General features: G+C 50.6%; 10 protein-coding genes. 4 read left to right on the top strand and 6 right to left on the bottom strand.

Going from position 1 to position 12027, the window contains the following annotated elements; all coding sequences use genetic code 11:
• Nucleotides 1–3 precede the first annotated feature (3 nt).
• Nucleotides 4–402 carry a DUF3842 family protein gene (locus ABGT54_RS05385; RefSeq protein ID WP_346663150.1) on the bottom strand — a complete coding sequence of 133 codons (399 nt, stop codon included), beginning with the start codon at nt 400–402 and terminating at the stop codon, nt 4–6.
• A 181-nt stretch (nt 403–583) separates the two neighbouring features.
• On the opposite strand from ABGT54_RS05385, the gene ABGT54_RS05380 reads away from it, so the two are divergent.
• Entirely contained in the window at nt 584–2329 is a 1746-nt protein-coding gene (locus ABGT54_RS05380) for an ABC transporter ATP-binding protein (protein WP_346663149.1), read from the top strand.
• Nucleotides 2330–2406: 77 nt separating this feature from the next.
• Here ABGT54_RS05380 and ABGT54_RS05375 read toward each other — a convergent pair whose 3' ends face one another.
• Together ABGT54_RS05375 and brnQ are read right to left on the bottom strand one after the other, a co-directional pair.
• On the bottom strand, nt 2407–3258 hold the full coding sequence (locus ABGT54_RS05375; protein ID WP_346663148.1) for a Uma2 family endonuclease: 852 nt from the start codon (nt 3256–3258) through the stop codon (nt 2407–2409).
• A gap of 93 nt (nt 3259–3351) precedes the next feature.
• Nucleotides 3352–4698 (bottom strand): branched-chain amino acid transport system II carrier protein, encoded by a 1347-nt coding sequence (gene brnQ, locus ABGT54_RS05370; RefSeq protein WP_346663147.1) that lies wholly within the window; start codon nt 4696–4698, stop codon nt 3352–3354.
• Between the two features lie 61 nt (nt 4699–4759).
• On the opposite strand from brnQ, the gene trxA reads away from it, so the two are divergent.
• Entirely contained in the window at nt 4760–5131 is a 372-nt protein-coding gene (gene trxA, locus ABGT54_RS05365) for a thioredoxin (protein WP_204932084.1), read from the top strand.
• Nucleotides 5132–5225: 94 nt separating this feature from the next.
• Here trxA and ABGT54_RS05360 read toward each other — a convergent pair whose 3' ends face one another.
• The 3 genes from ABGT54_RS05360 to ABGT54_RS05350 are packed head-to-tail and all read right to left on the bottom strand — an operon-like array spanning nt 5226 to nt 9180.
• A complete protein-coding gene (locus ABGT54_RS05360; RefSeq protein WP_346663146.1) occupies nt 5226–5888 on the bottom strand; it encodes a Crp/Fnr family transcriptional regulator in 663 nt (220 codons plus the stop codon).
• Between the two features lie 2 nt (nt 5889–5890).
• Complete coding sequence (gene hypD, locus ABGT54_RS05355; RefSeq protein WP_346663145.1) at nt 5891–8269, bottom strand: trans-4-hydroxy-L-proline dehydratase; 2379 nt, start codon at nt 8267–8269, stop codon at nt 5891–5893.
• 2 nt (nt 8270–8271) lie between these two features.
• Nucleotides 8272–9180 carry a trans-4-hydroxy-L-proline dehydratase activase gene (locus ABGT54_RS05350; protein WP_346663144.1) on the bottom strand — a complete coding sequence of 303 codons (909 nt, stop codon included), beginning with the start codon at nt 9178–9180 and terminating at the stop codon, nt 8272–8274.
• 248 nt (nt 9181–9428) lie between these two features.
• On the opposite strand from ABGT54_RS05350, the gene ABGT54_RS05345 reads away from it, so the two are divergent.
• Nucleotides 9429–9740, top strand: a complete 312-nt coding sequence (locus tag ABGT54_RS05345; RefSeq protein ID WP_346663143.1) for a hypothetical protein — start codon at nt 9429–9431, stop codon at nt 9738–9740.
• 147 nt (nt 9741–9887) lie between these two features.
• Nucleotides 9888–12020, top strand: coding sequence for an S-layer homology domain-containing protein (locus tag ABGT54_RS05340; protein WP_346663142.1), 2133 nt, complete (start codon nt 9888–9890; stop codon nt 12018–12020).
• Nucleotides 12021–12027: the final 7 nt, after the last annotated feature.

Here is a 12027-nt window from a genome sequence, read left to right as displayed (position 1 = left end):
TGTCTATCGGCCAAGAAGCTCTACAGCCTCCCGCACCTTATCCGCCATACTGAGATCCGCGGCGCCAACTACTATATTATCACACTGATTCACCGGAAGCAAGATTCTCCTGGCCCGGCTCTGTCCCACTGCCACAGCCATAGCCGGAGTGATCTCGCCCAGCATGGAATCCGCGATCACGATTCCGACGGGCCCGATGATCACATCCGCTTTCCGGCATGCCACCAGCACCGCATTTTCCCCGGTTGCCGCCTGGTCTGCTCCTGCCCGGAGCATAGCGCCTGTGGCTGTACTGTTGGTCCCCACCGCCAGCACTTCCGCCTCCGGACACTTCTCTTTTACTGCACCTACCAGCTGCCGGCCCAGGCCGCCGCCCTGGCCGTCTATGATCAATACTTTCATTTTTTTCCTTCACCAGTCTTTCTGTTCCAAACTGCATTTATTTTACTACGCAGACGCCTTCTCCGCAACAACAACCCCTGTTTTTTCACAGATTTTCCTGTGCAAATGGTTGACCTTTCCCCATGCTCCGGTGTTATAATAAGGTGCTAAACATATTATTCAGAGAGGAAGTTATGGTATCATGCGTACTTTAAAGAGATTTATCCAATATTACGGGCCGTATAAAACAGTCTTTTTCCTGGATCTTCTGTGCGCCACCTTCATCAGCATTGTGGATCTTCTGTATCCTCAGTTTCTGCGCGGCGCCATCAACGGCCTGTTCACCAGAAGCAGAGAAGAGATCCTTGCGGCCCTTGCCCCCATTGGCATCGGACTTTTCATTATGTATGTGCTCCAGAGCCTGTGTAAATACTATGTCAGCTACCAGGGCCATATGATGGGCGCTTACATGGAACGGGATATGAGAGCCCGGCTTTTCGACCACTACGAGAAGTTATCCTTCTCCTACTATAACCAAAACAATTCCGGCCAGATGATGAGCAAACTGGTCACAGACCTCTTCGACATCGCCGAATTCGCCCACCACGGCCCGGAAAACCTGTTCATTTCCCTGATCAAGATCATCGGATCCTTTATCTTCCTGTTCCTGATCAACTGGCGCCTCGCCATCCCTCTGTCCGTTCTGGTCATCTGCATGCTGATCTTTTCCATCAGCCAGAACAAACGGATGCAGGAAACCTTTATCGACAACCGGCGAAAGATCGGCGACGTCAACGCCAGTCTCCAGGATACCCTGGCCGGCATCCGGGTCGTTCAGTCCTTTGCCAACGAAGACATTGAACGGAAAAAATTCGCAAAAAGCAATCACGGATTCCTGATGTCCAAAAACGCCAACTACAAATGTATGGGCGATTTCACCGGCGGCAACCTGTTCTTCCAGGGCATGATGTACCTGGTGACCCTGGTATACGGCGGTTATCTGATCGCCCAGGGACAGATGAATGTGGTGGATCTGTCTATGTACGCTCTCTATATCGGTATTTTTATCAGCCCCATCCAGATCCTGGTAGAGCTGATGGAAATGATGCAAAAAGGGCTCTCCGGTTTCCGCCGTTACCTGGACGTTATGGACACCGAGATCGAGATCAAAGACGCCCCGGACGCAAAACCGCTTACGGATGTTAAGGGAAATGTCACCTATGAAAATGTATCGTTCCACTATCCGGACGACGACGCCCCGGTTTTGTCCAACATATCCTTCGACATCCCTGCCGGCCGCTCCATTGCTCTGGTAGGGCCTTCCGGATCCGGCAAAACCACAATCTGCAACCTGCTGCCAAGATTCTATGACGTCACAGGCGGACGGGTTCTGATCGACGGAAAAGACGTGCGGGGACTGACCCTTTCTTCCCTCAGAAACCAGATCGGAATCGTTCAGCAGGACGTCTATCTCTTCTGCGGAACCATCCGGGATAACATCGCCTACGGCAAACCCGGCGCTTCTATGGAAGAGATTGTAGATGCAGCGAAAAGGGCAAATATCCATGACTTTATCGTAAGTCTGCCCGACGGCTACGACACCTATGTCGGCGAGCGGGGTACCCGGCTTTCCGGCGGACAGAAACAGCGGATCTCGATCGCCAGAGTCTTTTTAAAGAATCCGCCGATTCTGATCCTGGACGAGGCTACCAGCGCCCTGGATAACGAAAGCGAACGCTGGATCCAGAAGAGCCTGGACACCCTCTCCCACAACCGTACCACCATTACGATCGCCCACCGGCTGTCCACCATCCAGAATGCGGACGAGATCCTGGTAGTAGCGGACAACGCCATTGCCGAGAGGGGCACCCACGAAGAGCTGTTAAAACTTGGAGGGATCTATGCACATTACTACCAGATGCCTTCCGCCGGGACCCCGGCCAATTAAATATAGCATCCGAACTCACAAGGCGGAGGACCAACCTGGTCTTCCGCCTCTTTCTCCTTCGTATCTCCTTTTTCTTTTTACGCTTCCTTCCACAGCCGCTCCAGTATCCCCGGGAAATCCACCTCCAGACTGCCATCATAGATTCTGACAGGCACTCTGTCCCGGAAGGAATACATGGTGATCTCCGGCGCGTCATCGCCCTCAAACCAGTAGCAGACGACCTTTTCCCTCTTCCGGTCCACAATCCAGTATTCCCGGACTCCGGCATTCATATATTTCTGCATCTTGACCCCGTAATCCCTTTTCCTGCTGGAGTCCGACACGATCTCAATACAGAAATCCGGCGCTCCATAGATCCCTTTTCTTGTGATTCTTTCGTTCTGGCAGATCAGTGCGATATCCGGCTGCACCATGGTCCGGTTGTCACAGTCAAGCTGTACGTCCAGAGGCGATGGGAGCACCCGGCAGGGTCCCTTATTTTTATGAATGTACAGTTTTATCTCAAACAGAAGCTCCGTGACAAGTTCCTGGTGCGTAAAAGTGGGCACCTCCAGAAATATCAGCTCTCCATCGATCAGCTCTGCCCGCACATCCTCCGGCAGTTTCCGGTAATCCTCCACCGTATACTCGCCCTGTCTTTTCGTAAGATAAGGAGCCACCACTTCCCTGACTGCGTCCGGAGGATTTCCATAAGCCATGTCCCAGGATCCCCCCGGCACATTCCGGCTCTCCTCTGCGCCTCCTGTCTCTGATCCTACTGCTCCATACAGAACCCTTTCAAGCGCCTGCCAGGTCGCATAACGGGGCGATCTTGTCTCTCCGCTTAAGATCTTATTGATCGTTCCCACCGGCACCCCTGACAGCCGGGAAAGCTGCTCTGTAGTCATGCCTAATTCTTTTTTTCTCTCACTTAGTTTTTCGTACAGCATCCAAATCCCCCTTTTTATTATCATACCTCCTACGCCTCCATGCGTCAACCGTTTTCGGGGGTTCTTATCCGTTTTATCCGTTTTTGGATATTTCTATTTCTCCACGCCGTGCCGCCTGCTGGCGATCAGTCCGATCACGAATCCTGCGGCCGCAGGAACGATCCATCCAAATCCCAGCTCTGACAGCGGGATCACATTGCCCAGCATATCTGTCACAGGCGCTGTGTGCAGCACATCCTGCGTACCTTCCGGCAGCGCCCGCAGGAAATCCGCCAGGGCTGCCACCGCAGTAAATGCAATGGTCCAGCGCAGTACATGGCGGTTATTGTCAAACCAGCTTCCAAATAAGGTCAGAAGCACAAGAACAATAGCCAGCGGGTATAAAAACATCAATACCGGCACAGAATAAGCCACGATGGCATTGAGTCCCAGATTGGCGATCAGGAAAGAGACCACGCTGAACAATACCGCCCAGAACCGATATCCCGGAAACTTCGGAAACATCTCGGAAAACGTCTCGCTGCAGCTTGTGATCAGACCGATCGCCGTTTTCAGGCAGGCCAGTGTCACCATCAGGGCCAGGATAAACATACCGGCTCCGCCAAAATAATGATCTGCGATCAGCGCCAGACCCTCTCCGCCATTGCTGCTGATGCCAAACTCTCCCCGGCTCTGTCCGCCTACCAGCGTAACCAGCACATAGATCAGCGCCATCAGGATGGAGCTGAAGATCCCTGCCTTTACCGTATCTCTGGCGATCTGTCCCGGTTCCGTCACTCCAAGGTTACGGATCACTTCGATCACCACGATCCCGAATGCAAGGGCCGCCAGCGCGTCCATGGTATTATACCCCTCCAGAAAACCGGTAAATAAAGCGCCGCTTTCATACCCTTCTTCCGGAGCCATGGTCATGGGATCTCCCATGGGCGAGATCAGCGCAACCACCACCAGAAGTCCCAGGATCACCAGAAAAGAAGGATTCAGCACCTTGCCGATCCAGGTCAGGATCTCTCCGGGTCTTAAGGAGAAAAACAGCACAATGGCAAAAAACAGGAAGGAAAAGACGGCCAGCCACAGCGTCTGATCCTTCCCCTCCAGGATCCGTTCTATACCTACCGTATAAGAAACAGACGCGCATCTTGGGATGGCAAAAAATGGTCCGATGGTCAGATACAGGGCGCAGGTAAAAAAGACCCCATAATTTTTCCCGATCCTGCTTGCCAGACCCAGAAGGCCGGTCTCCCGGCTGATCCCCAGAGCCGCCACGCCAAGAAGCGGCAGTCCCACGCCGGTTACCAGAAATCCCAGGGCAGCCAGCCAGATATGCTCTCCTGCCATCTGCCCCATAGACACCGGAAAGATCAGGTTCCCTGCCCCGAAAAACATCCCGAATAACATACTTGCTACAAAAATGGTTTCTTTGAAACTTAACTTTTTCATACCTTTTCCCAGCTTTTCTATTTATTTCTTTCTATTATAGTGACTTTGTCACGGAAAGACAATGTTATCTCTGGTATTCTTAACACAACAAAAAACAAAACAAACCAAAACAAAGGAGGACACATATATGTCAGCAATTCATATCAATAAAGAAAATTTTCAGCAGGAAGTATTACATTCCGACAAACCGGTACTCGTAGATTTCTGGGCATCCTGGTGCGGCCCCTGCCAGATGGTCCTTCCCATCATGGACGAGATCGCCGATGAGCGTTCCGACATCAAGGTCTGCAAGATCAACGTCGATGAACAAAAAGAACTGGCCAGACAGTTCCGGGTGATGAGTATCCCCACCCTGGCCGTTTTCAAAAACGGAGAGATGGTAAACCGCTCTACCGGCGCAAAACCAAAAGAGCAGATCCTACAGATGATCTAAATGGCCATACATCCCTCCAGCAAAAACCCCCGAAAAAAAGAAAGCGCACAGTCTCCCCTCCAGGATCTGTGCGCTTTTTCTTTTTATCAGTTTCTTACTTTTCTTCCAGAACTGCCTCCAGCTTCGCCACATCCAGGATCTCGATCGTCCCTCTGGACAGTTTTACGATCCCCTCGTTCTGGAAATACCGCAGCATTCTTGTCACAACCTCTCTTGCCGTACCCAGATGCGCCGCAACCATCTCGTGAGTGAGTTTTAGGACTTCCGAATCTTCTACCGTCATTTCTTCCAGAAGGAACTCTGCCACCCGCTTATCCAGACTCTTCCAAAGAATCTGTTCGATCAGCCACATGACATTGGTAAACCGGTCTGCCATCAGCTCATTGGTAAAGTTCGCAAGAGCTGCTGATTCCTGGCACAGACTCTGCCAGACTCCCGCCGGCACCACCAGAAGCCGCGTATCCTGTTCCGCCTCAATGTTCACGTCAAACTGGATGCTTTGCAGCATGCAGGACGCCGAAAACAGGCAGATATCCCGTTCAAACAGCCGGTAAATCGTAATCTCCCGGCCCTCCTCTGACAGAATATAAGCCCGAAGAAGACCTGAGCGCACCGCCAGAAGGCCGGTGCACCCAGTAGTTCCGTCATAAATCACGGTTCCTTTTGGAATCTGCTTTTCTGTCACAGATTCCAGAAGGAGCGCGCGCTGTTCTTTTGTCAGTTTCCGGATCACCGGAAAATATGTTTCCACATCCATTCTTAGCTAAAGGACTGCTCGGTACGGTTAATGATCTCATCCTGAAGCGGCTTATCCAGGTTGCGGAAGAAGTCGCTGTATCCGGCTACGCGGACGATCAGATCCTTGTAATCCTCCGGATGCTTCTGAGCGTTGATCAGGGTCTGTCTGTCAACCACATTGAACTGGATGTGATGTCCGTCCATTGCAAAATAGGAACGGATCAGGCTGGCCATGTTGTCAAGCCCCTCTTCTCCTGCTACTACGTCCGGTGTGAACTTCTGGTTCAGAAGAGTTCCGGCTGTTGCAAGATGATCCATCTTCGCACAGGATTTGATGACTGCGGTCGGTCCGTTTGTATCTGCGGATTTCTCCGGAGAGATACCTTCGGATACCGGCTTGTGAGCTTTTCTTCCGTTTGCGGTTGCCAGAATTACATCGCCAAAGTATACATGGCAGGTGGTCGGCAGCATATCTACGCCGTACTTTCCGCCTCTCATGTTCGGACGTCCGGTAATGGTGCTTCTGTAAAGCTCGAATACATCCTGCATGATCTCATCTGCATAATCGTCGTCATTGCCATACTTCGGAGTCTTATCATGAACCATACGGTAGATTGCGTCATAACCTTCAAAGTCATGCTCCATGGCCTCGATCAGCTCTTCCATGGTAAAGTTCTTCTTGTCATATACATTGTACTTGATGGCTGCGATACAATCAGTAACGGTTCCGATACCTACGCCCTGGATGTAGCTGGTGTTGTATCTTGCGCCGCCTGCATTGTAATCTTTTCCATTGGAAATGCAGTCGTTGGTCACAACAGACAGGCAGGGAGCCGGCATATCCTGTGCGTAGAGCTTCTCGATCACGTTGTTGCCGCGGATCTTCACGTCTACGAAGTACTCCAGCTGCTTCTTAAATGCAGCCCACAGTTCGTCAAAGGTCTTAAAGTCTTTTGCATAGCCAAGCTTCAGTCCAAGCTGTTTTCCGCTGTACTGGTCAAATCCGTTGAACAGGGTCAGCTGGAAGATCTTCGGAATGTTCATATATCCGGTCAGGATGTAAGCTTCACTTCCCCATGCTCCGGTCTCCACACAGCCCGAGGAACCGCCGCGTCTTGCGTCTGCCAGAGACTTTCCGGCATTTACAAGCTCCATGATCTGCGCTTCTGTATTGTAGAATGCAGGCTGTCCCCATCCTTTTCTGGAAATCTCGCAGGCTCTCTTTAAGAACTTGGCCGGTGTCTTTCTGCTGATGGTTACGTTGGAGTTGGGCTGTACCAGCTTCATCTCGTCCATGCAGTCCAAGATCAGGTAGCTTACGTTATTGACACCATTCTGTCCGTCGGGAGTTACGCCGCCGGTATTGATATTTGCAAAGTCTGTATAGGTAGCGCTTTCTTTCAGGGTGATTCCTACTTTTACCGGAGCCGGCTGGTTGTAGAATTTTACCCACAGACACTCCAGAAGCTCTTTTGCTCTGTAATCGTCAAGGATGCCGTCCTCCACATCTTTCTGATAGTACGGATACAGATGCTGATCCAGTCTTCCGGGGCTGAACGCATCCCACGGATTCAGCTCTGTGGTAACTGCCAGATGGGTGAACCAGTACAGCTGGATAGCCTGCCAGTAAGTCTGCGGCTTGTGTGCCGGCACAACTTCCAGGTTGGCCGCGATCTGAAGAAGCTCTGCCTTTCTGGTCTCGTCTTCCTCTTTTTCTGCCATTTCAAGAGCCAGCTTGTGATAACGCTCGCCAAGGATGATCACCGCATCGCAGGCAATATCCATAGCCTTCAGCTCTTCGCATTTGTTCAGAGCTTCCGGATCGTTGATATAATCCAGCTCATCCATGGTCTTTTTAATCTTCTCTTTATAATCCATGTATCCGGTAGTAAATACCTGTTCTCCACCACAGGTGTGTCCCGGTCCTCTCTGCTCCATGAACTCAGTAAACATACCTGCATGGTAGCACTCCTGCCACTCCGGAGTCATTCTGGAGAGCAGTTTTTCTCTCATACTTCTTCCTGTCCAGTAAGGAATGATCTCCTCTCTCTGGAGCTTGCGGTCTTCCTCTGTAGTCTTAAAGGACACCAGTTCTCTTTCGCTCATAACAATCATATCTTCTTCGCTGTGGCAGCAAAGCTCCGGGAATGTAGGAGAAGCCTGGGGATCTTTACCTTTTTCTCCCACAATCAGTTCTCCGTCTCCAAGATACAGTGTCTTTTTGGAGAAATACTCTTTCAGAGTCATAGCTCTCATGACCGGAATGGAATACTTTCCGTCATTTGCCCTGTAGAAATCTGTCTCAATCTTCGCCCGCTCCAGATCAATGTGAACCGGTGTGTTGACACTGATCTCTCTCAACTTCTGAATTCTTTCATTCATACCGCGTAATGTTCCCATGTTTACCCTCCTATTTTGGTGTTTTTGAATCCTGCGTCCACGAACAGGGAAACAAATGCTTCCATTTCTTCTCTGTCCGGTGCATGCAGGTTGGTTCCTTTATATTCCATATCCAGCTTCCGGTACTTGCCGCTTCCGGTATCGTGGTAAGGCAGCAGATTGACCTGTGCCGGATGAATATCATGTTCCTGAAGGAAAGCGATGGTCTCCTTCATGTTCTGCTCGTTCCCGTTGACCTCTTTGATCGTGGGAATGCGGATGTAGATCCTTGCCCCGTCATGAGCCAGACGGACCAGATTCTCCAGAATCAGTTTGTTGTCTGTTCCCATATATTCTTTATGAAGCTTCGGATCCATCACCTTTACGTCATATAGAAAAGTGTCCACATAAGGGAGGATCTTTTCAAACTTCTCATATGGAACGTATCCGCAGGTGTCGATGGTAAGCGTCACATCCTGACGTTTCAGCTCCTTTGCCACTGCCAGAATATAATCCATATCCATAGTCATCACTTCGCCGCCGGAAAGGGTGACGCCTCCGCCGGACTCTTCGTAAAACATCTGATCTTTCATCAGCTCTTTTACCAGTTCTTTTACCGTGTATTCTCTGCCGATGATCTCCCGCACCCCTGCCGGGCAGAAGTTCTCACACTTGCCGCAGAGCGTACATTTTTCCGTATCCAGTACCGGGCGGGCGTCCTCCATCCGTACCGCCCCGGCAGGACAGACCGCAGCACAGGCGCCGCAGCCCACACATTTTTCCCTGTCCACCTGCATCTCTCTCTCAAAACGCTGTGTCTCCGGATTATGACACCAGGTGCACTTTAACGGACATCCCTTAAAAAAAACGGTGGTGCGTATCCCATCTCCATCGTGGATTGAAAATTTCTGTATATTGGTTATGTTTTTCATCACACACTCCTGTGAAATTTTTGTACAAACCGTAGTTTGAACTTCAGTTTGAACTTTAGTCTAATCTGTTTGTCTTAAATCTACCCCAATGTTATAAATTTGTCAATAGGCAGGAGTACCAGAAAAACAAACTCTTTTTAGGGCAAATTTCCTATACCCCTTTTCTTTCCCTTTGCATTCCGCGCAAAAAGGGTTATAATCTTCTACCGGGGCTTTTCCCAGACCATTCACTCTAAGGAGACTTTGACATGACCTATTTGCTGACCGCTATCGCAGTCAATCTGTGTATGACGTTTCTGATGCGGTATTCCAAACACCACAACGGCAACCGCTACGCCTTGAATATCTGGAATTATATTACCGGGGCGCTGATCAGTTTTCTGATGCTGCAGGATAAGACTTTGGTCCTGAAAGGAGATCTGATCTCTCTTGGCGCAGGGATCCTCAACGGCGCCGGATTTGTGGCTGCCCTGACTCTGCTCCAGATCAGCATCCGCAGAAACGGCGCTCCCCTCACCACAACGTTTCACCGGCTGGGGATCCTGATCAATCTTCTGTAAACCACAGCGCCTGTCTATAGAGTTTCTCTATAGACAGGCGCTTTTATTATAATTTTGAATCATTCTGTCTCCCTGTTTTCTGATATTCTGTAAATAGGATAAAATTCCGGCAACCAAAACAGGATACCAGTAAAAAGGAGGACATGTATGAACACAAGAAAAGACTGGAAAAAATTATTGGTGCTTCCGGCTTTGGCCGCGCTCTCACTGTCGGCAACCGCAAACGCCGAGGAAGCGCCCGCTACGGATCCCGGCGTGTCCACATCTGAGATTGCAGTGGATGCAGCTCATTTCCCCGATGAAGTATTCCGGGGATACATTTCTTCACAGATCGACCTGGATGCAAGCGGAACGCTCTCCCAGACAGAGATCGACAGCGTTGATACCATTGATTTTCTCTGGGGAGAATACTATGTAACAGATCTTACCGGGATCGAGTATTTTACTTCTCTGGAAACTCTGGAGTGCTGCTACACTGCCATCACCAGCCTGGACGTAAGCCAGTTCCCGAAGCTTACCCGGCTCAACTGCTCTGACACCGGCATTACCAGCCTGGACGTAAGCAACAACCCGGAGCTTAGTTATCTGGAATGTACCTACACGGGCCTGACTGCTCTGGACGTAAGTAAGAATCCAAAGCTTACCGAACTTCACTGTTATGAAACGGATATCGCTGCTCTGGATGTATCCGCCAATCCGGCTCTGGTGCGTCTGGACTGCAACAACACCAACATAAGTCAGCTGGACGTTACGAAAAATCCGGCGCTCTTTGCTCTGAACTGCGAGAATACACAGGTGGCAGCTCTGGACTTAAGCCAGAATTCCGAACTCTATGAAGTCTATGTCACCAACACACCGATGACCGAGATCGATGTTACAAACAATCCGGATCTGGTACACATCCGGGTATCCGGCACCGGCATTACCGAGCTGGATCTTAGCCAGAACCCTGTACTTGCAGCCCTCTACTGCTCTGACACAGACATCCGGGAGCTGGATCTTAGCAACAATCCGCAAATGTTCGAGATCTACTGCTACAATACGCAGATTGAATCCCTGGATCTGACAGGTTTTGCAGACTTAAACTCCATTGAGTGCTACAACACCCCGCTGAAAGCGCTGGATGTATCGAAGAACCCAAACCTGACCGGACTGACCTGTTCGGATACAAACATTGCCTCTCTGGACGTAACCCACAATCCGAAGCTTAACCGTCTGGAGCTTGCAAACACAGACGTAAGCAACCTGGATCTCTCCCAGAACAGCCAGCTGCGTACTCTGAACATTTCCGGAACCCGTATCGAAAACCTGAAAAATCTGGATCTTAGCAGCTATACCGCACTGGAAAATGTGTATCTGACAGACGCCGGTCTGGAATCCCTGATCCTTCCGGAAAACGACGTCTTAAGTCTGGTAAAATGCGAAAACAACCACCTGACTTCCCTGGATTTAAGCGGAATCTGTGAACTCTGGTGGGAAAAGGCCGTCTCTCCCCAGAGCCGGACGGTCTATGCCTCTCCGGAAAGCGACACACTGGTGTTTGATATGAACACCCTTGTACCGGATCTTTCCAAAGTGACAGTTGCAGAGGCAGAAAACGTAAGCTATGACGCCGCCACCGGCCTCCTTACTGTCGCCGGACCGACCCAGGTTGCCTACACTTATGATCACGGATACCAGTTCGGAGATCTTGATCCCATGGAAGTAACACTGAACATAAGAGAAGCGCTTCCTTATACGGATGTTCCTGCAGACGCCTGGTACATTGACACCGTCGCAGACGTCTACGAAAAAGGCCTGATGACCGGACTGGATGAGACAACGTTTGGTCCCAGTGACTTCCTGGCCAGAGCACAGTTTGCAACCATCCTCTACCGGATGGAAGAGGAGCCGGACGTTACTTTTGAGCAGAAGTTCCCAGATGTTACCACCGGTCAGTTCTATACCGAATCCGTACTGTGGGCGGCGGATGCCGGCATTGTTACCGGATACACCAACAACGGATACTTTGGTCCTTCCGATAACATCAACCGGGAGCAGATGGCAGTGATGATGTTCCGCTATGCCAATTATCTGGAATTAGACACCAGCCAGAGGGCAGACTTCAGTTCCTACCCGGACGCTGCAAATGTCAGCGATTTTGCAAAAGACGCCATGAGCTGGTGCGTGGCAAACGGAATCATCACCGGAGACAACGGCGCTCTGAATCCCCAGGGCGAAACAGCCAGAGCTGTCTGCGCCACCATCATCAGCAGATTCTACACTGCATACGGACTGTAAAAAACAC

The sequence above is a fragment of the uncultured Merdimonas sp. genome (assembly GCF_963929015.1).
Taxonomy (GTDB): domain Bacteria; phylum Bacillota; class Clostridia; order Lachnospirales; family Lachnospiraceae; genus Merdimonas.
The sequence above is the reverse complement of the archived record's forward strand: the minus strand, read 5'-3'. Positions and strand labels throughout refer to the sequence as shown.